The organism is Kitasatospora terrestris (assembly GCF_039542905.1).
Classification (GTDB): domain Bacteria; phylum Actinomycetota; class Actinomycetes; order Streptomycetales; family Streptomycetaceae; genus Kitasatospora; species Kitasatospora terrestris.
Map to the genome: position 1 here is coordinate 2,338,732 of NZ_BAABIS010000001.1, position 21,361 is coordinate 2,360,092.

General features: G+C 72.4%; 17 protein-coding genes. 1 reads left to right on the forward strand and 16 read right to left on the reverse strand.

What is annotated here, in order from left to right; all coding sequences use genetic code 11:
* Positions 1 to 61: 61 nt before the first annotated feature.
* Positions 62 to 568 (reverse strand): TraR/DksA family transcriptional regulator, encoded by a 507-nt coding sequence (locus ABEB06_RS10785; RefSeq protein ID WP_345696609.1) that lies wholly within the window; start codon positions 566 to 568, stop codon positions 62 to 64.
* A gap of 551 nt (positions 569 to 1,119) precedes the next feature.
* Between ABEB06_RS10785 and ileS the strand changes: the two genes are divergently transcribed.
* Positions 1,120 to 4,248 carry an isoleucine--tRNA ligase gene (ileS, locus tag ABEB06_RS10790; RefSeq protein WP_345696610.1) on the forward strand — a complete coding sequence of 1,043 codons (3,129 nt, stop codon included), beginning with the start codon at positions 1,120 to 1,122 and terminating at the stop codon, positions 4,246 to 4,248.
* Between the two features lie 113 nt (positions 4,249 to 4,361).
* Here ileS and ABEB06_RS10795 read toward each other — a convergent pair whose 3' ends face one another.
* From ABEB06_RS10795 to ftsL, 15 genes are all read right to left on the reverse strand, one after another.
* Positions 4,362 to 5,645 carry a DivIVA domain-containing protein gene (locus ABEB06_RS10795; RefSeq protein ID WP_345696611.1) on the reverse strand — a complete coding sequence of 428 codons (1,284 nt, stop codon included), beginning with the start codon at positions 5,643 to 5,645 and terminating at the stop codon, positions 4,362 to 4,364.
* Positions 5,646 to 5,695: 50 nt separating this feature from the next.
* Positions 5,696 to 5,986 carry a YggT family protein gene (locus ABEB06_RS10800; protein ID WP_253799182.1) on the reverse strand — a complete coding sequence of 97 codons (291 nt, stop codon included), beginning with the start codon at positions 5,984 to 5,986 and terminating at the stop codon, positions 5,696 to 5,698.
* A gap of 76 nt (positions 5,987 to 6,062) precedes the next feature.
* On the reverse strand, positions 6,063 to 6,683 hold the full coding sequence (locus ABEB06_RS10805) for a cell division protein SepF (protein ID WP_345696612.1): 621 nt from the start codon (positions 6,681 to 6,683) through the stop codon (positions 6,063 to 6,065).
* Positions 6,684 to 6,825: 142 nt separating this feature from the next.
* Entirely contained in the window at positions 6,826 to 7,614 is a 789-nt protein-coding gene (locus ABEB06_RS10810) for a YggS family pyridoxal phosphate-dependent enzyme (RefSeq protein ID WP_345696613.1), read from the reverse strand.
* Positions 7,611 to 8,345: a peptidoglycan editing factor PgeF gene (pgeF, locus tag ABEB06_RS10815; protein ID WP_345696614.1), complete on the reverse strand. Its 735-nt coding sequence runs from the start codon at positions 8,343 to 8,345 to the stop codon at positions 7,611 to 7,613. The genes ABEB06_RS10810 and pgeF overlap by 4 nt, the downstream gene beginning before the upstream one ends.
* A 12-nt stretch (positions 8,346 to 8,357) precedes the next feature.
* Positions 8,358 to 9,566: a cell division protein FtsZ gene (gene ftsZ, locus ABEB06_RS10820; RefSeq protein WP_345696615.1), complete on the reverse strand. Its 1,209-nt coding sequence runs from the start codon at positions 9,564 to 9,566 to the stop codon at positions 8,358 to 8,360.
* A 234-nt stretch (positions 9,567 to 9,800) separates the two neighbouring features.
* Positions 9,801 to 10,571, reverse strand: a complete 771-nt coding sequence (locus tag ABEB06_RS10825; protein ID WP_345696616.1) for a cell division protein FtsQ/DivIB — start codon at positions 10,569 to 10,571, stop codon at positions 9,801 to 9,803.
* A complete protein-coding gene (gene murG, locus ABEB06_RS10830; RefSeq protein WP_345696617.1) occupies positions 10,564 to 11,670 on the reverse strand; it encodes an undecaprenyldiphospho-muramoylpentapeptide beta-N-acetylglucosaminyltransferase in 1,107 nt (368 codons plus the stop codon). Before murG ends, ABEB06_RS10825 begins: the two co-directional genes overlap by 8 nt.
* Before the next feature lie 5 nt (positions 11,671 to 11,675).
* Entirely contained in the window at positions 11,676 to 13,013 is a 1,338-nt protein-coding gene (gene ftsW, locus ABEB06_RS10835; RefSeq protein ID WP_425559605.1) for a putative lipid II flippase FtsW, read from the reverse strand.
* A 55-nt stretch (positions 13,014 to 13,068) separates the two neighbouring features.
* On the reverse strand, positions 13,069 to 14,499 hold the full coding sequence (gene murD, locus ABEB06_RS10840; protein ID WP_345696618.1) for a UDP-N-acetylmuramoyl-L-alanine--D-glutamate ligase: 1,431 nt from the start codon (positions 14,497 to 14,499) through the stop codon (positions 13,069 to 13,071).
* Positions 14,496 to 15,557, reverse strand: coding sequence for a phospho-N-acetylmuramoyl-pentapeptide-transferase (gene mraY, locus ABEB06_RS10845; protein WP_345696619.1), 1,062 nt, complete (start codon positions 15,555 to 15,557; stop codon positions 14,496 to 14,498). Before mraY ends, murD begins: the two co-directional genes overlap by 4 nt.
* The gene (locus ABEB06_RS10850) at positions 15,554 to 16,957 is read right to left on the reverse strand and encodes a UDP-N-acetylmuramoyl-tripeptide--D-alanyl-D-alanine ligase (protein ID WP_345696620.1); all 1,404 of its coding nucleotides are present in this window, start codon (positions 16,955 to 16,957) and stop codon (positions 15,554 to 15,556) included. Before ABEB06_RS10850 ends, mraY begins: the two co-directional genes overlap by 4 nt.
* On the reverse strand, positions 16,954 to 18,624 hold the full coding sequence (locus ABEB06_RS10855) for a UDP-N-acetylmuramoyl-L-alanyl-D-glutamate--2,6-diaminopimelate ligase (protein ID WP_345696621.1): 1,671 nt from the start codon (positions 18,622 to 18,624) through the stop codon (positions 16,954 to 16,956). The genes ABEB06_RS10850 and ABEB06_RS10855 overlap by 4 nt, the downstream gene beginning before the upstream one ends.
* A gap of 11 nt (positions 18,625 to 18,635) precedes the next feature.
* On the reverse strand, positions 18,636 to 20,753 hold the full coding sequence (locus ABEB06_RS10860; RefSeq protein ID WP_345696622.1) for a peptidoglycan D,D-transpeptidase FtsI family protein: 2,118 nt from the start codon (positions 20,751 to 20,753) through the stop codon (positions 18,636 to 18,638).
* Complete coding sequence (gene ftsL / locus ABEB06_RS10865; RefSeq protein WP_345696623.1) at positions 20,750 to 21,340, reverse strand: cell division protein FtsL; 591 nt, start codon at positions 21,338 to 21,340, stop codon at positions 20,750 to 20,752. The genes ABEB06_RS10860 and ftsL overlap by 4 nt, the downstream gene beginning before the upstream one ends.
* Between the last annotated feature and the right edge of the window lie 21 nt (positions 21,341 to 21,361).

Consider the following 21,361-nt stretch of genomic DNA (forward strand, 5'->3'; position numbering starts at 1 on the left):
CGCCCGCCCCCGTGGCCTCCCTCCGAACCCCGCCGTTGGCGGAGTCCGCGGAGCCGCCCGGCTACCGGCGCTCCTGCTTGGCCTTGCAGCTGACGCAGAGCGTGGCGCGCGGGAAGGCCTGGAGCCTGGCCTTGCCGACCGGCTGGCCGCAGGACTCGCACAGGCCGAAGCCGACGCCCTCCAGGCGGCTCAGGGCGCGCTCGGTCTGGGCGAGGCTGTCCCGGGCGTTGTTGGCGAGCGAGAGCTCGCTCTCCCGGTTGATGTTCTTGGTGCCGGCGTCGACCTGGTCGTCCCCGGCGCCGTCGTTGGAGTCGCGCATCAGGCCGGCGATGGCGGCCTCGGCGGCCTCGATCTCGGCCCGCAGCCGGTGCAGGTCGGTCTCCAGCTCGGCGTGCAGCTCGGCGACCTCGGCGGAGGTCCAGGGCTCCTCACCAGGGCGGACCGGCAGCTCGGCCGGGTCGACCGACTCGGCGCCGCCCCGGGCGCCGCTGCCCGCCGCCACGTGGGTGCGGCTGGTCGCCGCCGCGTGGCCGGTGCCGGTGCTGGTCTTACGCCGTGCAGTGCTCACGGTCCCCTCCCCTGGGTCGCCCGCCACAGCCTTTCGCGACCTCTTGGTCACGGTCCCTGTTGCCTTCTCAGCCATGGCTTTCGACCTCATTTACGAATAATTCGAACCGTCGGTTCCCGACGATCTTGCCAGTGCCGGAACGATAATCCCCATCGAATCCGGTCACAACGGGACATACCGATGCAGCTCGTCGAACCCACCCGGGCAGCCGCCGCCGCACGAGTGCTTCCCAAGTTGTGCCCAGATCGTCATCGGCTAATCCGGGTTGCGATGCCCGATACACTGAGCCTGCGAGGCGCAGATGGGACGAGTACCGACGTACGCAGCCAGGAGCGACCCGGGGACGGTGTGAGCCCGGGGGTGTGCGCGGCGGGAAGATCACCCCGGAGCCGCCGGAAGAACGGCCCAGGTCAGGGCCCAGTAGAACCGGCAGCAAAACCCAAGGAGAGGGTCGCGGGAAGCAGTCCGCGGCCAAGGAGGGTGGTACCGCGGGACGGCACGCCGTCTCGTCCCTCCGTCGGAAGCCAGTCCACGCATCCGTCGGAGGCCCAGTGACCACCTACAACTCCGTCCCCGCCCAGGTCGACCTGCCCGCGGTCGAGCACCAGATCCTCAGCTTCTGGCAGGACAACAAGGTCTTCCAGCGCACGCTGGAGCAGTCCGAGGGCCGCCCCGAGTGGGTGTTCTACGAGGGTCCGCCGACCGCCAACGGCATGCCGGGCGCCCACCACATCGAGGCCCGCGTCTTCAAGGACGTCTTCCCGCGCTACCGGACCATGAAGGGCTACCACGTCGCCCGCAAGGCCGGCTGGGACTGCCACGGCCTGCCGGTCGAGCTCGCCGTCGAGAAGGAGCTCGGCTTCTCCGGCAAGCAGGACATCGAGGCGTACGGCATCGCCGAGTTCAACGCCAAGTGCCGCGAGTCGGTGACCCGCCACACCGACGAGTTCGTGAAGCTCACCGAGCGGATGGGCTACTGGGTCGACCTCGACGAGGCGTACCGGACCATGGACCCGTCGTACATCCAGTCGGTCTGGTGGTCGCTCAAGCAGATCTTCGACAAGGGCCTGCTGGTCCAGGACCACCGGGTCGCCCCCTGGTGCCCGCGCTGCGGCACCGGCCTGTCCGACCACGAGCTGGCCCAGGGCTACGAGACCGTGGTCGACCCCTCGGTCTACGTCCGCTTCCCGCTGACCTCCGGCCCGCTGGCCGGCACCGCCGCGCTGCTGGTCTGGACGACCACCCCGTGGACCCTGGTCTCCAACACCGCCGCCGCCGTCCACCCGGACGTCACCTACGTGGTCGCCACCGACGGCACCGAGCGCCTGGTCGTCGCCGAGCCGCTGGTCGGCAAGGCGCTCGGCGAGGGCTGGGAGACCACCGGCGAGTCCTTCACCGGCGCCGAGATGGAGCGCTGGGTCTACCGCCGCCCGTTCGACCTGGTCGAGATCGAGGACGCGCACTACGTCCTCAACGCCGAGTACGTCACCACCGAGGACGGCACCGGCATCGTCCACCAGTCGCCCGCCTTCGGCGCCGACGACCTCGCGACCTGCCGCAAGTACGGCCTGCCGGTGGTCAACCCGGTCCGCGCCGACGGCACCTTCGAGGAGGAGGTCCCGCTGGTCGGCGGCGTCTTCTTCAAGAAGGCCGACGAGGCGCTGGTCGCCGACCTCCAGGCCCGCGGCCTGCTCTTCCGCCACCTGCCGTACGAGCACAGCTACCCGCACTGCTGGCGCTGCCACACCGCGCTGCTCTACTACGCGCAGCCGTCCTGGTACATCCGCACCACCGCGGTCAAGGACGCCCTGATCCGGGAGAACGAGGCCACCAACTGGTACCCGGAGAACGTCAAGCACGGCCGCTTCGGCGACTGGCTGAACAACAACATCGACTGGGCGCTCAGCCGCAACCGCTACTGGGGCACCCCGCTGCCGATCTGGCGCTGCGAGGACGACCACCTCACCTGCGTCGGCTCGCTCGCCGAGCTCTCCGAGCTCACCGGCACCGACCAGTCCGGGCTGGACCCGCACCGCCCGTTCATCGACGACGTCACCTTCGCCTGCCCCACCTGCGCCGGCACCGCGGTGCGCGTCCCCGAGGTGATCGACGCCTGGTACGACTCGGGCTCCATGCCGTTCGCCCAGTACGGCTACCCGTACCAGAACAAGGAGCTGTTCGAGAAGCGCTACCCGGCGCAGTTCATCTCCGAGGCGATCGACCAGACCCGCGGCTGGTTCTACACGCTGATGGCCGTCGGCACGCTGGTGTTCGACAGGAACTCGTACGAGAACGTGGTCTGCCTCGGCCACATCCTCGCCGAGGACGGCCGCAAGATGTCCAAGCACCTGGGCAACATCCTGCAGCCGATCCCGCTGATGGACCAGCACGGCGCCGACGCCGTGCGCTGGTTCATGGCCGCCGGTGGCTCGCCCTGGTCCGCGCGGCGCGTCGGCCACGGCACCATCCAGGAGGTCGTCCGCAAGACGCTGCTGACCTACTGGAACACCGTCGCCTTCCAGGCCCTCTACGCCCGCACCGCCGGCTGGGCGCCCTCGGCGGCCGACCCGGCGCCCGCCGACCGACCGCTGCTGGACCGCTGGGTGCTCTCCGAGCTCAACGCCCTGGTCCGCGAGGTCGACCTCTCACTGGAGGCCTACGACACCCAGCGGGCCGGCAAGCTGCTCTCCGCCTTCGTCGACGACCTCTCCAACTGGTACGTGCGGCGCGGCCGCCGCCGCTTCTGGCAGGGCGACGCCGCGGCGCTCGCCACCCTGCACGAGGCGCTGGAGACCGTCACCCGCCTGATGGCCCCGCTCACCCCGTTCATCACCGAGCGGGTCTGGCAGGACCTGGTCGTCCCGGTCGCCCCGGACGCGCCGGTCTCCGTGCACCTCGCCTCCTGGCCGGTCGCCGACGAGGCGCTGGTCGACCCGGAGCTGTCGCGCAACATGGCGCTGGTCCGTCGGCTGGTCGAGCTCGGCCGCGCCACCCGGGCCGAGTCCGGGGTGAAGACCCGTCAGCCGCTGCTCCGCGCACTGGTCGCCGCCCAGGGCTGGGAGGAGCTGCCGACCGACCTGCGGGCGCAGATCGCCGAGGAGCTGAACGTCGTCGCCCTGGAGTCGCTCGCCGAGGTCGGCGCCTCCCTGGTCGACACCTCCGCCAAGGCCAACTTCCGCGCGCTCGGCAAGCGGTTCGGCAAGGGCGTGCAGGACGTCGCCAAGGTGGTCGCCGCCGCGGACGCCGCCCGGCTCGCCGCCGAGCTGCGGGCCACCGGCACCACCTCGGTCGAGCTGGACGGCGAGACCGTGGAGCTCTCCCCGGACGAGGTGATCATCACCGAGACCCCGCGCGAGGGCTGGGCCGTCGCCAACGAGTCCGGTGCCACCGTCGCCCTCGACCTGACGATCACCCCGGAGCTCAAGCGGCTCGGCATCGCCCGTGACGCGATCCGCGGCATCCAGGAGGCCCGGAAGAACTCCGGCCTGGACGTCGCCGACCGGATCGTCCTGCGCTGGCGGGCCGCCAACGAGGAGACCGCCGAGGCCATCGCCGAGCACGGCCGGCTCGTCGCCGACGAGGTCCTCGCCACCGACTTCGCCGCCGGCGCCGCCGACTGGGAGTCGGAGTCCTTCACCGACGAGTCCCTCGGCCTCGTCTTCCAGCTCAAGAAGGCCTGACAGGAAGGGGTCCGGGGCTGCGCCCCGGACCCCTTCCCCCGGACCTCCGCGCCAACGGCAGCGCCCCCGTCGTGTGACCGAAGTCACGACGGGGGCGCTGCCGTTGGCGGAGCCTAGTTGTCGCCGTCCTCGTCGATGAGGAAGCCCCGCATCGGCGCGGGCGCCTGCTGCATCGGCTGCGGCGGCTGCGGACGGACCGCAGCCATCGGCTGGGTCATCCCGGCCGGAGCCATCTGCGGGGCACCGTTGCCGGGCTGGCCGCCGAAGCTCGGGGTCGCCCCACCGAAGTTGTTCTGGCCGCCGAAGCTCGGGGCGCCGGAACCGAAGGAGTTCTGGCCGCCGAAGCTCGGGGTCGCGGACGACATCGCGCCGGCACCGGCGGGCGCCATCGACGACGCGGCCGGCGGCAGCGAAGCGGTGGCGGGGATCCGCGGCGGGGCGAGCGAGTCGTCGGCCTGCGACTCCAGCTGGCGCAGCTGGGTCTCCAGGTACGACTTCAGGCGCGTGCGGTACTCGCGCTCGAAGGCGCGCAGGTCCTCGACCTTGCGCTCCAGCGTGGCGCGGGCGGACTCCAGGGAGCCCATCGCGACGCGGTGCTTCTCCTGCGCGTCCCGCTCCAGGGCGTCGGCCTTGGCACGGGCGTCGCGCTCCAGGCCCTCGGCGCGGCTGCGGGCCTCGCCGACGATCTTGTTGGCCTCGGAACGGGCCTCGGAGATCGCCTGGTCGGCGGTCTGCTGGGCGAGCGCGAGCACGCGGGCGGCGCTGTCGCCGCCGGGCTGCTGCTGCGGCTGGCCCATCGGGCCGCCGAGCGGGCCGCCCATCTGCTGCATCGGGGCGCCCATCGGCGCCAGCTGCTGCTGGCCGCCCATGGTCTGGCCCATCTGCGGCTGGCCCATCGGACCGCCCATCGGCTGCAGCATCTGGCCGCCCATCGGCTGCACCAGCTGCTGCTGGCCGCCCATGGTCTGACCCATCTGCTGCGGCTGGCCCATCTGCTGCGGCTGGCCCATCGGGCCGGCCGGGAGCTGCGGGGCACCGGACGGGAGGCCGAGCGGCTGGTTGCCCATGCCCTGCTGCGGGCCGACCATCTGCTGCGGACCGGGGCCCTGCTGCTGGCCGGGCACCGGGGGGCCGGATATGGCGGCGGGCACCGGCGCGCCAGGGCGCTGCTGGTCCTGCGGAGCCTGCTGCTCCTTGCGCATGTTGGCCTGGTTCTGCGCGGCGGCACGGGTGGCGGCGGCCAGCTTGGCCCGCAGGTCCTCGTTCTCGCGCAGCAGGCGGGTCAGCTCGGCTTCGACCTCGTCGAGGAAGGCATCGACCTCGTCCTCGTCATAGCCTTCGCGAAGCCGGACGGTCGTGAACTGCTTGTTCCGAACGTCCTCGGGGGTCAATGGCATCTCTTCACCTCAACGTGATCGTCGGCACACCGGGGATCCTGTCGTATCGCTCAGAACGACAGGGACCGCACGAGCGAGATCAGGACATACACAATGATCATCAGGACGAAAAAGGACAGGTCGAGCGCCACGCCCCCGAGACGCAACGGCGGAATGAAACGCCGAAGAAGCTTGAGCGGCGGATCCGTGACAGTGTACGTGGCCTCCAGCACCACGACCATGGCCTTGCCGGGCCGCCACGAGCGGGCGAACTGGAAGACCCAGTCCATGACGAGCCTGAAGAGCAGGATCAACAGGAACACGGTCAGCACCCAGTAGAGCACCGATCCGACGATCCCCATTCCGTCTCCCTCTCCCTGGCCGACGCCCCGTCAGTGACACGCTGTCAATGGATCCACACGTAAAGTCGTGGCCGGGTCAGCTCTGGTTGAAGAACCCACCCTCGGCGATCCGAGCCTTGTCCTCCGCCGTGACATCGACGTTAGCAGGCGACAGCAGGAACACCTTCTGTGTCACGCGCTCGATACTGCCGTGCAGACCGAAGACGAGTCCAGCGGCGAAGTCTACGAGCCGCTTGGCGTCCGTGTCGTCCATCTCGGTCAAATTCATGATCACGGGAGTCCCGCCGCGGAACTGTTCCCCGATGGTACGGGCCTCGTTGTAGGTCCTGGGGTGCAGCGTGGTGATGCGGTAGGGCTCTCGTTCGTTCACTACCTTGGGCATGATCACCGGGGCGCTCTTCTCCACGTTGTGACGGCGGTCGGGTGTGATGGACGACACTGGGGCCATCCGCGGAGCCTCCTGCCGGATCGGCACGGCGGCGGGCACCGGCTGGGGCGCGATGTGCGCGACGGGCGCCGGCTGGGCCGGGGCGGGGGCGGCTGCCGCGGCGGCGCCTCGCAGGTCCTCGGTCCGACCGGTCCGGATCGGCTCGGGGTCCGCGTCGTAGTCGTCGTCGGGGTCGTACCCCTGGCCGTCGTACGTCTCGTCCTCCACGAGGCCGAGGTAGACCGCCATCTTGCGCATTGCGCCGGCCATGCCTTCTCCTCCGTTGCGCCGCCGCCCTCACGGCCGATCGGCCGACGGCCCGTCAGGCCGGAAGGGTGGTTTACCGGTCAGCTGAAAGCTGCTAGGTTCTGTCCTATTTTGTCTTGCAGTCTGATCTACCTACTCGGTGACGTTACCCGAGCGGTGACCGCACACCGAGCACCGCCGTACCGACGCGTACGTGTGTCGCTCCGGCGGCGATCGCCTGCTCCAGATCCCCGCTCATGCCTGCCGAGACCATCGTGGCAGCCGGATGCGACGCGCGTACGGCGCTTGCGATTTCCGCGAGGCGGGCGAAGGCGGCGGCCGGGTCGCCGGCCAGCGGGCCGGCCAGCGGAGCGACCGTCATCACGCCCTCCAGTCGCAGCCCGGGCGTGTCGGCGATCAGGTCGGTGAGCGCGGCGACCCCGGACGGCGCCACGCCCGCGCGGTGCTCGCCCTCCCCGTCCGCCTTGTCGAGCGCGACCTGCACCAGGCAGCCCAGCGGGGCGCGTTCGGCCTTCGCGACGGCGGCGGCGAGCGACTCGACCAGCCGCGCGCGGTCCACCGAGTGCACCAGGTCGGCGTAGCGGACCACCGAGCGCACCTTGTTGGTCTGCAGTTGACCGACGAAGTGCCAGGTCAAGGGGAGTTCAAGGCAGGTCTCGGCCTTGGGGGCGGCGTCCTGGTCGCGGTTCTCGGCGACGTCGGTGACGCCGAGGCCGGCCAGCAGCGCGGTGTCCTCGGCCGGGTAGGTCTTGGTGACCACGACCAGGGTCACGTCCTCCCGCTTCCGCCCGGCGGCGGCGCAGGCGTCGGCGATCCGGCGCTCGACCACCTCCAGGTTGGTGCCGAGCTGTTCGTACCGGGAGCGCTGCCGGTCCGTCAGGGCGGCCAGCCAGTCGGGGCCGCCCGGGAACGGACCGTAGATGTCGTTCGTCATGAGTTATCGGAGCCCAACCAGACGTAGCTCGCGAGCCGCCCGGTCCGCTGCTCGCGGCGATAGGAGAAGTGGTCGGTCGACTCAAGGGTGCAGACAGATGATCGCACCAGCTCGGTGACGCCCGCTTCGGCGAGCTGCGCGGCGACGCCGGCGGCCACGTCCAGTGCGGGGGTGCCCCACGAGGTCTCGGCGTACGCGGCCGGGACGACGGCGGCGACCTCGGCGCGCAGTTCGGCCGGCACCTCGTAGCAGCGGCCGCAGACGGCGGGACCGGTGGCGGCGGTGATCCGGCCCGGCTCGGCGCCGAGCCCGACCATCGCCCGGACCACGGCCGGGACGACCCCGGCGGCGAGGCCGGGCCTGCCGGCGTGCGCGGCGCCGACGACGCCGGCGACCGGGTCGGCCAGCAGCACCGGGGTGCAGTCGGCGGTCAGCACGGCCAGCGCCAGCGGGCGGTCGGTGACCGCGGCGTCCACGGTCGGCGCCTCGCCGTCGGGCTGCCGCGCCGTCACCACCGCGACGTCCGCGCCGTGCACCTGGTTCATCCAGACCACGTCGGCCGGGTCGAGCCCGAGCGAGCGGGCGGCGCGGGCCCGGTTCTCCCGGACGTGCGCCGGGTCGTCGCCGACGGCGCCGCCGAGGTTGAGTTCCCCGTACGGCACGGTGCTCACCCCGCCCCACCGGTCGGTGAAGGCGAAGTGAGCACCGTGGGAAGAAAAGCGATCAGTCACTTCAGGCTGTGCTTACTTCAAGAAATCCGGGACGTCGAGCTCCTCGGCGGGGCTCTCCACGAACGGCTGGCGCACCGGCTGCACCTGCGGCGGCACCGGCGGCGCGGTGGTGGCGACCGGGGCCGGGGCGTCGGAGGCGCGGGCCGGCTCCTCCGAGCGGGAGGTCACCGAGCCGATCGAGCCGTACGAGGGCCGGGCGGCCGGGCGCTCCGGGGTGGTGGCGGCCGGGGTGCTGCTGGCCTTCACCACCGGCTCGCGGACGATGGCCGGCGGCTGCCCGCCGTCGAAGCCGGCCGCGATCACGGTGACCCGGACCTCGTCGCCGAGGGCGTCGTCGATGACCGCGCCGAAGATGATGTTCGCCTCGGGGTGGGCCGCCTCGGAGACCAGCTGGGCCGCCTCGTTGATCTCGAACAGGCCGAGGTCCGAGCCGCCGGAGATGGAGAGCAGCACGCCGCGGGCGCCGTCGATGGACGCCTCCAGCAGCGGGGAGGAGATCGCCATCACGGCCGCGGCCTTGGCGCGGTCCTCGCCGCGCGCGGAGCCGATGCCCATCAGCGCGGAACCGGCGTCCGACATGACCGACTTCACGTCGGCGAAGTCCAGGTTGATCAGGCCGGGGGTGGTGATCAGGTCGGTGATGCCCTGGACACCGGAGAGCAGCACCTGGTCGGCGGAGCGGAACGCGTCCAGCACCGAGACCTGGCGGTCCGAGATGGAGAGCAGCCGGTCGTTGGGGATCACGATCAGGGTGTCGACCTGCTCGCGCAGCGCGGCGATGCCGTCCTCGGCCTGGTTGGCGCGGCGGCGGCCCTCGAAGGTGAACGGGCGGGTGACCACGCCGATGGTCAGCGCGCCGAGCGAACGGGCGATGTTGGCCACGACGGGCGCGCCGCCGGTGCCGGTGCCGCCGCCCTCGCCGGCGGTGACGAAGACCATGTCGGCCCCCTTGAGGACCTCCTCGATCTCCTCGCGGTGGTCCTCGGCGGCCTTCCGGCCGACCTCGGGGTTGGCTCCGGCGCCGAGGCCGCGGGTGAGCTCACGGCCGACGTCCAGCTTCACGTCGGCGTCGCTCATCAGGAGGGCCTGCGCATCGGTGTTGATCGCGATGAACTCGACGCCCTTGAGCCCGACCTCGATCATCCGGTTGATGGCGTTGACACCACCGCCGCCGATGCCGACGACCTTGATGACCGCGAGGTAGTTCTGGGGTGCTGCCACGTCGAAGGCCTCTCGCCTCGGATTTCCGGAAAACCCGAACCCTAAACTTGACCTTTAGGGTTTGGGCTGTACGTGTGTCACTTCACTGTCGGACACAGCCTGGTGACACAGGACAGTAGGTCGCAAACGGCGCGCGTTCAATGAACAACGCCGAGCTTCCCTTTTTCTTTTGAGCCTATGTGATCATCGCCCCCGCGGGAAAACCGGGGTGACGACCACACAGAACTTACCGGATCATCCCGACACAGCCGGTGCATCCGGCGCACTCACGTCATAATTGGCGGCCTTCCGCCCCAACAGGGCGGTCAGCACCACCGCCTTGCGCCCGGTCCGGTCGGCACTCCCCCAGCGCACCGTCGCGCCGTTCGCCAGCTGCAGCCGGATGTCGTCGTACGACAGGACCTTGAGCGATCCCGCCTGCTTGGCGACCTCCGGCGGGAGGCCCGCCGCCACCGTGATCGCCGCCCGCACCAGGACCGGCCGGTCGATCACCGCCAGCGCGTCGTTCGCAGGCTGACCGAGCTGCAGTTCCACCACCGGAACCCCCTGCGGCGGCTCCGCCTCATTGGCGAACTCCACCCCGCCGGCGTCGACCTGGACGAATTTCCCGTCGGCGCCGCGGATCGCCGCGACCGGCTTGCGCTCGACCACCTTCACCCGCAGGGTGTGCGGCCAGCCGCGCCACACCTCCACCTCGGCGACCCGGGGGACGGCGGCGATCCGCTTCTCGGCCTCCTCCAGGTCGACCCGGGCGAGCGGCCCCTCGCGCAGGCCGCCGAGTGCGGCGCTCACCTCGTCCTTCCCGAGCCGCCCGCTGTCCAGGCCCTGGACGGCGACGCCGCGGACGTCGAGCGCCGAGGAGAAGAAGACCAGCCAGCCGAGCACGCCGACCACCAGCGCGGCGAACCCGCCGAGCACCAGCACCCCGCGCCGGGAGAGGCGGAGCCGGGGGGCCTCCCCGTACTCCTCCTCCAGCCGGTCCTCCGGCATCCGGGCCTCAGTCACGCCGGCGGCCGCCCCGGGACTGCTCCACGGCCTGGTACACCATCCGCACCAGCAGGTCGTCGGCGTCCCGGCGGCCGAACTCGGCGGCCGCGCGGGACATCTCCCACAGCCGGGCCGGGTCGGTCAGCACCGGGAGGACGTTCTTCAGCACCCAGTCCGGGGTCAGCTCGGCATCGTCCACCAGCAGGCCGCCGCCCGCCTTCACCATCGGCTGGGCGTTCAGCCGCTGCTCGCCGTTGCCGATCGGCAGCGGCACGAACGCGGCCGGCAGGCCGACCGCCGCCAGCTCGGCGACGGTCATCGCGCCGGCCCGGCAGAGCATCATGTCGGCGGCGGCGTACGCCAGGTCCATCCGGTCCAGGTACGGCAGCGCGCGGTACGGCGGCATCCCCGGGATGTCGTCGATCTGCGGCAGCTCGTTCTTCGGGCCGACCGCGTGCAGGATCTGCACGCCGTACTGCTGCAGCCGCGGCGCGATCGCCTGCACGGTCTCGTTCAGCCGCCGGGCGCCCTGCGAGCCACCGGACACCAGCAGGGTGGGCAGCCGCTGGTCGAGGCCGAAGTAGTGCCGGGCCTCCGGGCGGACGCCGCCGCGGTCCAGGGTCGCGATGGTGCGCCGCAGCGGGATGCCGATGTACTGCGAGTCGCGCAGCTTGGAGTCGGGCGTGGAGACCGCGACGAAGTCGGTGTAGCGGGCGCCGATCTTGTTGGCCAGGCCCGGGCGGGCGTTCGCCTCGTGCACCACGATCGGGACGCCGGCCCGCTTGGCCGCCAGGTAGGCCGGCATCGCCACGTAGCCGCCGAAGCCGACCACCACGTCGGCCTTGACCCGCTCGATGATGTCCTGCGCCGCGCGGACCGTGCCGCGCAGCCGGCCCGGAACGGTGATCAGCTCGGGGGTCGGCTTGCGGGGCAGCGGAACGGCCGGGATCAGGGCCAGTTCGTAGCCGCGCTCGGGCACCAGCCGGGTCTCCAGGCCGCGCTCGGTACCGAGGGCGGTGATCCCGCAGGTCGGATCGTGCCTGCGGAGCGCGTCCGCGAGGGCCATGGCCGGCTCGATGTGACCGGCGGTCCCGCCGCCGGCGAGTACGACATGCACCGAATTCACCGCTCCCTGCGCGTCGGCCGGGCGGCCTTGCGCACTGTGGTTTTACGTCGTGGCAGCACCCGGGCCAGGACGGGCCTGAGCCGGGAGGTCGAGCTCCGGGCAGCGAGCGCTGCCTTGGCCCCCGGGGAACTGCGCGCGAAGCAGAGCAGCACACCGACGGCGCACATGGCCGACAGCATGGCGGACCCGCCGTAGGAGAACAGCGGCAGGGGCACCCCCGCGATGGGGAGGAGCCCGAGCGCCGACCCCAGGTTGACCACGGCCTGGGCCATGATCCACGCGGTGGCGGCGCCCGCTGCGTACCTGACGAAGGGGTCCTTCGTACCGAGGGCCACACGGATACCCGCGTAGCCTAGTGCCGCGAAGAGGCCGAGCACCGACAGCGTCCCCACCAGACCGAGTTCCTCGCCCGTCGCGGCGAAGATGAAGTCGGTGTGCGCCTCCGGCAGCTGGCCCCACTTCTCCACCCCGGCGCCCAGGCCGGAGCCGAACGGGCCGCCCGCGGCGAAGGCGTACAGGCCGTGCAGCGCCTGGAAGCAGTTCAGGTTCGGATCGGGTTTGGTGACGCCGACGCAGCCCAGCCGGTCGAGCCGGTGCGGCACGGTGATGATCAGCGCGGTGCACGCCACCACCGCGATGCCCAGCGTCGCGCCGAACAGCCGCAGCGGTGCGCCGACCATCCAGAGCAGGGCGAACAGCATCGCGATCAGCACCATGGTGGTGCCCATGTCGCCGCCGACCATGATCAGCATCATCAGCACCACCGTGCCCGGCACCAGCGGCACCAGCAGGTGCTTCCACTGGTCGAGCATGTGGTTCTTCTGCTTGCGGGCCAGCAGGTCGGCGCCCCACAGCAGCAGCGCGAGCTTGGCGAACTCGGACGGCTGCAGTTGGAAGAAGCCCAGGCTCAGCCAGTTCCGGTTGCCGTTGACCTTGTGCCCGATCCCCGGGATCGCCACCAGCACCAGCGCCGCCACCACGCCGAAGAGCAGCGGGTAGACGGCGGTGCGCAGCACTCTCACCGGCATCCGGGCCAGCACCACGGCGATCGCCGCGCCGAGCAGGAACGCCACCAGCTGCTTGCGGAAGAAGAACGTGATCGACAGCCCGAAGTCGTTCACCACGCTCTGCGAGGCCGAGAACACCATCACCAGGCCCAGCACCACCAGCAGCAGGGTGGAGCCGAGGATCAGGTAGTACGGGGTCAGCGGCCGGTCCAGCAGGAAGCCGACCCGCTCCCGGAACGCCCGGACCCGCGCGACCGGCCCCGCCGACTTGAACGTGGTCGTGGTCGCGGAGATCAGCCGCAACTTCTCCCCCGGCGGAGCCGGCACCTTTCCTCCCTGAACGTCAACCACCAGGGGCGCGAGGAACTGCGCGGTGGTGCGCCTACTTCAGCTCGTTCACCGCGGCGGCGAAGAGGTCTCCGCGCTCGCCGTAGTTGGTGAACATGTCCATCGACGCGCAGGCCGGTGCCAGCAGCACCGTGTCGCCGGGCTCCGCCAGCGCGGCGGCCTCGCGGACCACCTCGGCCATCGCCACCGCGCCAGTCTGGCCGGTGGCGGCCTCGACCACCGGCACATCCGGCGCGTGTCGTGCCAGCGCGTCCTTGATCAGCTCCCGGTCCTGCCCGATCAGCACGGCGGCGCGCAACCGCCCGGCCGCCCCGGCGACCAGCTCGTCGAAGGTCGCGCCCTTCGCCAGCCCGCCCGCGATCCACACCACCGGTTCGTACGCGGCCAGCGAGGCGGCCGCGGCGTGCGTGTTGGTGGCCTTGGAGTCGTCGATCCAGGTGACGCCGTCGACGACGGCGACCTCGGCGATCCGGTGGGCGTCCGGCCGGAAGGCCCGCAGACCGTCCCGGACGGCCTTGGCGTCGACGCCGTACGCCCGGGCGAGGGCGGCCGCGGCCAGCGCGTTGGCGATGTTGTGCGGGGCGGGCGGGTCGACGTCGGCGACCGCGCCGATCTCGGCGGCGTTCTTGGCCCGGTCGGCGACGAACGCCCGGTCGACCAGGATCCCGTCGACCACGCCGAGGTTGGAGACGCTGGGCGCGCCGAGCCCGAAGCCGATCGCCCGGCAGCCCTCCTCGACGTCCGCGCCGCGGACCAGTTCCTCGGTCATCGGGTCGGCGAGGTTGTAGACGCAGGCGACCTGGTTGCCCTGGAAGATCCGGCCCTTGTCGGCGGCGTACGCCTCCATCGAGCCGTGCCAGTCCAGGTGGTCGGGCGCCAGGTTGAGGACCGCGCCGGAGTGCGGCCGCAGCGAGGGCGCCCAGTGCAGCTGGTAGCTGGAGAGCTCCACCGCGAGGACGTCGTACGGCTCCTCGGCGAGCACCGCGTCGAGCACGGAGACGCCGACGTTGCCGACGGCGGCGGTGCGCTTGCCCGCCGCGGTGAGGATCGACGCCAGCATCCGCACGGTGGTGGTCTTGCCGTTGGTGCCGGTCACCGCCAGCCAGGGCGCCGGTTCGCCGGTGGCGGCGAGCGGCCGGCGCAGCCGCCAGGCGAGCTCGACGTCGCCCCAGATCGGCACGTCGGCGAGCGAGGCCTCGGTGAAGAGCGGGCTCTCGGGCGCCCAGCCGGGCGAGGTGACGACCAGTCGGGTGCCCTCGGGGAGGGTCTCGCCGTCGCCGAGCCGCACCCGCACCCCGACTGCCTCCAGTTCGGCGGCCTTGGCGCGCAGCCCGGGGCCGTCGCCGCCGTCGACCACGGTCACCTCGGCGCCGAGGTCGCGCAGCACGCGCGCGGCGCTGACGCCCGACAGGCCGAGGCCGGCCACCACGACCGGCAGGCCGGTCCAGTCGGGGTTCTCGGTCATCCGGTCACCCATCCCGCGTAGAAGAGTCCGAGTCCGACGGCGACGCACAGGCCCTGGATGATCCAGAAGCGGACCACGATCAGTACCTCGGTCCAGCCCTTGAGCTCGAAGTGGTGCTGCAGCGGCGCCATCTTGAAAACGCGCTTGCCGGTCATCCGGAACGATCCGACCTGGATGATCACCGAAAGGGTGATGATCACGTACAGGCCGCCGAGCAGGGCCAGCAGCAGCTCGGTCTGGGAGCAGATGGCGAGACCGGCCAGGGCGCCGCCGAGGGCGAGCGAACCGGTGTCACCCATGAAGATCTTGGCGGGCGAGGTGTTCCACCACAGGAAGCCGAAGCAGGAGCCCATCAGGGCGGCGGCCACCACGGCCAGGTCCAATGGGTCCCGGACGTCGTAGCAGCCGGCGGTGGCGCTGATGGTGTAGGCGCAGGACTGGCCGTACTCCCACACGCCGATGAAGGTGTAGGCGCCGAAGACCATCACCGAGGCGCCGGTGGCGAGGCCGTCCAGGCCGTCCGTGAGGTTCACGCCGTTCGACATCGCGGCGATCATGAAGTACGCGAAGAGGACGAACAGCACCGGCCCGATCGCCCACTTGAAGTCGCGGACGAAGGACAGGTGGTCGGAGGCCGGGGTGCGGCCCCGGCTGTCCTCGAACTGCAGGGCGAGCACCGCGAAGGCGAGCGCCACGAAGGACTGGCCGAACAGCTTGGCCTTGGCCCGCAGGCCGAGGGAGCGCCGCTTGACCACCTTGATGTAGTCGTCCAGGAAGCCGACCAGGCCCAGGCCCACCGTCAGGAAGAGCACGAGCAGGCCCGAGGCCGTGGGCGACTCGCCCGTTATCGCCTTGGTGGTGAAGTAGGCGATCAGCGTCGCCAGGATGAAGGCGATGCCGCCCATGGTGGGCGTGCCCTTCTTGCTGTGGTGCGCCTTGGGGCCGTCGTCCCGGATGTACTGGCCGTAGCCGTGCCGGGCGAGCAGCTTGATGAGCGCGGGGGTGCCCAGGAGGGAGAGCACCAGGCCGATCATGCCGGCGAACAGGATCTGCTTCACGAGGCAGCACCGTCCGCGAGCAGGGCCTCGGCGACCCTCTCGAGACCCACCGAACGGGAGGCCTTCACCAGCACCACGTCCCCCGGCCGCACCTGACTGCGCAGCAGCTCGATCGCCGCGTCCGCGTCGGACACCAGCACCGACTCCTCACCCCACGAACCTTCGTTCCTCGCGCCCAGTTCCATGCAGGCCGCCTCGCGTCCGCCGACCGCCACCAGCTTGGTGACGTCCAGCCGCACCGCGAGCCGCCCGATGGCGTCGTGCTCGTCGAAGCTGTCCTCGCCGAGCTCCCGCATCTCGCCGAGCACCGCCCAGGTGCGGCGGCGCTCCGGGCCGCGGCCGGCCATCGTCGCGAGCGCCCGCAGCGCGGCCCGCATCGAGTCCGGGTTCGCGTTGTAGGCGTCGTTGACGACGGTGACACCGTCGGCCCGTTCGACGACCTCCATGCGCCAGCGGGACAGCGCACCCGCCTCGCTGAGGGCTTCGGCGACGTCGTCGACGGGCATCCCGAGCTCCACCGCCACCGCGGCGGCGGCGAGGGCGTTCGAGACGTGGTGCTCACCGTACAGGCGCAGCTGTACGGTCGCGGAACCGGCTGGGGTGGTGAGCGTGAACGATGGCCGTCCGGTGTCGTCCAGGCGAACTCCGGTGGCCCGGATCCGGGCGTCCGGGCTCTCCCCGAACAGCACCACGCGGGCCTTGGTGCGGGACGCCATCGCCCGCACCAGCGGGTCGTCGGCGTTGAGCACGGCGATGCCGTCGGCGGGCAGCGCCTCGACCAGTTCGCCCTTGGCCTCGGCAATCGCCTCCTTGGAGCCGAACTCGCCGACGTGCGCGGTGCCGACGTTCAGCACCAGGCCGACGGTGGGCGGGGTGATGCCGCTGAGGTACTCGATGTCGCCCTTGTGCCGGGCGCCCATCTCCATCACCAGGTGACGGGTGGTCGGGGCGACCTTGAGCGCGGTCAGCGGGTGGCCGATCTCGTTGTTGAGCGAGCCGGGCGGGAAGACGGTCTCGCCGCGGCGCGTCAGCAGCTGGGCGACCAGGTCCTTGGTGGAGGTCTTGCCGGCCGAGCCGGTCATCGCGACCACCTCGACGCCCTCGGCCCTGGCGACCACCGCGCGGGCGAGCCGGCCGAGCGCGACGACCACGTCGTCGACCAGGACCGCGGGCACGCCGACCGGCCGGGTGGCGAGCACCGCGACGGCACCGGCGGCGACCGCGGCGGCGGCGAAGTCGTGCCCGTCCACCCGCTCGCCGCGGATGCACACGAACAGGCCGCCGGGTTCCAGCTGCCGGTTGTCGGCGACGACCGCGCCGGTGATCACCGCGTCCGGCTCGGCGCCGTCCAGCGTGCCGCCGACGGCGGCGGCGGCCTCGGCCAGGGTCAGTGCGATCACTGTTCCACCTCTCCGGTGCTCGGCGCGTGCGCGATCGCCTCGCGCAGGACCTCGCGGTCGTCGAACGGGCGGACCTCGCCCTTCACGTACTGGCCCAGCTCGTGGCCCTTGCCGGCCACCAGCACGGTGTCCCCGGCGTGCGCGCGGGCCACCGCCAGGGCGATCGCCTCGGCCCGGTCGGGCACCGCGAGCACCTCGCCGCGCTCCTCCTCGGGCACCCCGGCGGCGCCGGCCAGCATGGTGGCGAGGATCGCCAGCGGGTCCTCCGAGCGCGGGTTGTCGCTGGTCAGCACCGCGGTGTCGGCGAGCCGGGCGGCGATGGCGCCCATCGGCCCGCGCTTGTACGGGTCGCGGTCGCCGCCGCAGCCGACCACCACGTGCAGCCGGCCCTTGGTGACCTCGCGCAGCGACTCGCAGACCGCGGCCAGCGCGTCCGGCTTGTGCGCGTAGTCGACCACGGCGACGTACGGCTGCCCGGCGTCGACCTTCTCCAGCCGGCCCGGGACGCCCGGCACCGAGGCGACCCCGGCGACCGCGGCCGCCAGCGGGACGCCCGCGGTGACCAGCGCGGTGATCGCGCCGAGCGCGTTGGAGACGTTGAACGGGCCGGGCAGCGGCACCGCGGCGTCGGCCTCGGCGCCGTCCGGGCCGACCACGCGGAAGGTCGAGCCGGCCGGGCCGAGCTGCACGTCCACCGCGCGCCAGTCGGCCTCCGGGTCGCCGGCCGCCGAGAAGGTGGTCATCGGGATCGGCGCCTCGGCGGCGAGGCGCCGGCCGTACGCGTCGTCCCGGTTGGTGACGCCCCGGCGGGCCTTGTCGGTCTGGAAGAGCCTGGCCTTGGCCCGGAAGTAGTCCTCCATGTCCGGGTGGAAGTCCAGGTGCTCGGGCGTCAGGTTGTTGAACAGCGCCACGTCGTACACCACGCCGTCGACCCGGCCGTAGACCAGGGCGTGGCTGGAGACTTCCATGACCACCGCGTCCGCGCCGCGCTCGCGCATCACCGCGAGGACGCCGTGCAGGTCGGTGGACTCGGGGGTGGTCCGCTCGCTCTTGATCCGCTCGTCGCCGACCCGCATCTCGACCGTGCCGATCACCCCGGGCACCAGGTCGTGGCCGCGCAGGCCGCCCTCGACCAGGTACGAGGTGGTGGTCTTGCCGTTGGTGCCGGTCAGGCCGATCATCAGCAGCTGCTCGCTCGGCGCTCCGTACACGGCGGCGGCGAGGGTGCCCATCACGGCGCGCGGGCTGGGCACCACCAGCAGCGGGGCGCCGCAGTCGGCGGCCTGCTCGGCGCCGGCCGCGTCGGTCAGCACGGCGACCGCCCCGGCCGCGGCGGCCTGGGCGGCGAACCTGGCGCCGTGCACGTTGGCACCGGGGAAGGCCACGTAGACGTCGCCCGGGCGGACCGCCCGGGAGTCGTGGGTGACACCGGTGACCTGCGGGCCCTCCGCGGCGGGCAGCCCCAGCAGGCGCACCACCTCGGCGAACGGCAGCGCCGGCGCCCGCTCGGGGCGGGGCGGACTCGCGGAGATTTGATCGGGTTTCGGCACGGCCGGAAGGCTATCGGCCCCGGGCCCCCCAGAGCCAAACCGACCGGAAGCGGACGTGACGCTGCTCACACCGGACGGCGTTCCGGCCTGCTCGGGGTGTTCGGGGGACGTGCTCATGGCCGCTTCTTTCAGGGTTTCCACTCGACGGGCAGGTTGGGCGCCTCGCTGCCGCTCGGCTGGACCCGCAGGGACTTCAGGGCGAACTCCATCACCTGCTTGAACACGGGGCCGCACAGCTGGCCGCCGAAGTGCCCGTTGACCGGGTCCTGGATGACGCACGAGACCGTCACCCGGGGCTGGTCCGCCGGGGCGAAGCCGATGAAGGAGGCGGTGTACCCGGAGTACTTGCCGGTCTTCGGGTCCACCCGGTTGGCGGTGCCGGTCTTTCCGGCCACCCGGTAGCCGGGGATCTGCGCCTTGGTGCCGGTGCCCTGCTCGTCGGTGACGACGGACTCCAGCATCTCGGTCAGCGTCTTCGCGGTCGCTTCCGTCACCACCCGGGTCTGCGCGCCGGCCGGCGCCGGGGTGTACTTCCCGTCCGGGCCGGTGGTGCCGGCCAGCAGGCCGGGCGCCACCCGCACCCCGCCGTTGGCGATGGTGGAGAAGACCGAGGTGGCCTGCAGGGCGTTGACCGACAGGCCCTGGCCGAACGGGATGGTGAACTGCTGCGAGCCGCTCCAGCTCTCCGGCTTGGCCAGGATGCCCCGGGTCTCGCCGGGGAAGCCGAGGCCGGTCGGCTGGCCGATGCCGAACTTCTGCAGGTAGCCGCCGAGCACCTGGTTGGACTCCGCCTGGGTGTTGCCCAGGGTCTCGGCGGCCTCGATGGTGCCGATGTTGGAGGACTTGGCGAGCACGCCCGCCAGGGTCAGGTACCAGGTCTCGTGGTCGACGTCGTCGTGGAAGACCCGGTCCGAGCGCTGCAGCGTGTTCGGCACCGTGACGTGGGTGTCCCAGGTGGCCTTGCCGGTGTCCAGCACCGCGGCCATGGTCATCAGCTTGGCGGTGGAGCCCGGCTCGTAGGCGTCCTGCAGAGCGGCGTTGCCGAGCTGCTCGGGCCGGGCCGAGGAGAGCTGGTTGGGGTTGAAGCCGGGCGAGGTGGCCATCGCCAGGACCTGACCGGTCCTCACGTCCTGGACGATCACGTACCCCTTCTCCGCCCCGGCGTTGGAGACCTGGTCGGTGATGGCCCGTTGGGCCGCCCACTGGATGTCCGGATCGATGGTCAGCCGCAGGTCGGTTCCGGGCACCGGGTCCTGCCGGCTGCCGCCGGCGGTGGCCACCCGGCGCCCGCCGGCCGAGGCGTAGGTGGACTTGCCCGCCACGCCGGCCAGCTGCTGCTGGTACTGCAGCTCAAGGCCGCCGGTGCCGACGCCCTCGGAGTTGACGAAGCCGACCAGGTTGGCGGCCAGCCCGCCGGCCGGGTAGCTGCGCCGGGTGGACTCGTCCCAGAAGATCCCGGCCAGCGGATTGGCGCAGGTGCCGTCGAGGAACTGCCGGCCGCCCTGCTCGGCGGGCTTGCCGAGCATCGCCTTCTGCCCGCGGCAGGCCGCGGAGTCGGCCTGCTTGGTCAGCGTGGAGCGCAGGTCGGCGATCTGCCCCTTGACCTCCGGGGTCTGCCGGGGGGCGAGCAGCGCGTACTGGCTCTTCGGGTTCTTCGGGTTGAGGTGCAGCGCGGCGGCGAGCTTCTCCTTGGGCTGGCCGAGGATGGGCGCGAGCAGCGCCGCCGCCTGCTCGGGGGCGTCCGGCAGGTGGGCCGCCTCGGGGGTGAGCATGGTCGGGTCGGCGGTGACGTCGTAGGCGTCCACGCTGGTGGCCAGCACGGTGCCGTCGGCGGCCGTTATCGAGCCGCGCTCGGCGGGGAGCACCGCCTGGACGTACTTGTTGGCCCCGGCCGCGGCGGCCAGCGCGTCGGAGTCCAGCAGCTGGAGCTGGACCAGCCGGCCGGCGAAGACCGCGAAGACCAGCGCCAGCGAGCCGGTGACCAGCCGCAGCCGGCGGCGCGGGTCGGCCAGCCGGATGGCGCGCTGCTGCGGACGGGCCGCCGGGCGCTGCGGGCGGCGGGCGGCCGGGCGGCGGGGGTCGGCGGTGCGGCGCGGCTCGGCGGCGCGCCGGGCCTCGGCCGCACGGCGCGGGTCGGGCGTGCGCGGACGCGGGGCGCGGGGCCTCGGCTCCTCGCCCCGCGGGCGGGCGGGCCGGGGCGGGCGGCGGTCGCCGGAGCCGCCCGCGGGTCGGCGCGGGGTGCTCATCGGCCGCCTCCCGCCGGGGCCGCCGGGTCGGCCGCGCCGGGGCTGCGGCCCGCGGGGTTCGCGGCGGCCGGGCTGCCCGGCGCCGGGGAGGGGGTGGCGGGCGGGAGCGGGGCCAGCTCCACCCCGAGGTCGCCGGAGGAGGGGGTGGGCGAGGGGCTCGCCCCGGACTGCCACAGGTCGTTGCCGGTGCGCTTGACCGGCGGGCTGTCCTGCGCCTCCTTGGGGGTGCCGAGCACGCTGCCGTCGTCCTTCAGGAAGGCCGGGTCGCCGCCCGGCACCATGCCGAGCTCGCGGGCCCGGCGCTCCAGCGCGTCCGGCGCGGACTGCTGGTCGATCTGGTGCTGCAGGGTCTGCAGCTGGTCGGTCGCCTCGGTGGTCTGCTTGCGCAGCTTGGAGAGGGTGAAGGAGCCTTCGTTGATCGCGGTGTTGAGCATCAGCAGGCCGAGCAGTCCGGCCGAGAGCAGCACCACCACCAGGACCGCGAAGGGCGTCCGCCCCCGCGCCTGCCGGGCGCCCGGCCGTACCGTGATGCGTGCCCTGCCCGCCTGCCCGGGGAGCACTCCGCTGCCCCGCACCCCGCCCGCCACCGCGCTTCTCCCTCTGGCTCG

Excerpts from the sequence above, each read along its gene's own strand:
- ABEB06_RS10795 (WP_345696611.1), bottom strand. The coding sequence starts at position 5,645 with ATGCCATTGACCCCCGAGGACGTTCGGAACAAGCAGTTCACGACCGTC.
- ABEB06_RS10800 (WP_253799182.1), bottom strand. The coding sequence starts at position 5,986 with ATGGGGATCGTCGGATCGGTGCTCTACTGGGTGCTGACCGTGTTCCTG.
- ABEB06_RS10805 (WP_345696612.1), bottom strand. The coding sequence starts at position 6,683 with ATGGCCGGCGCAATGCGCAAGATGGCGGTCTACCTCGGCCTCGTGGAG.
- ABEB06_RS10810 (WP_345696613.1), bottom strand. The coding sequence starts at position 7,614 with ATGACGAACGACATCTACGGTCCGTTCCCGGGCGGCCCCGACTGGCTG.
- murD (WP_345696618.1), bottom strand. The coding sequence starts at position 14,499 with ATGACCGAGAACCCCGACTGGACCGGCCTGCCGGTCGTGGTGGCCGGC.
- ABEB06_RS10855 (WP_345696621.1), bottom strand. The coding sequence starts at position 18,624 with ATGAGCACGTCCCCCGAACACCCCGAGCAGGCCGGAACGCCGTCCGGT.
- ABEB06_RS10860 (WP_345696622.1), bottom strand. The coding sequence starts at position 20,753 with ATGAGCACCCCGCGCCGACCCGCGGGCGGCTCCGGCGACCGCCGCCCG.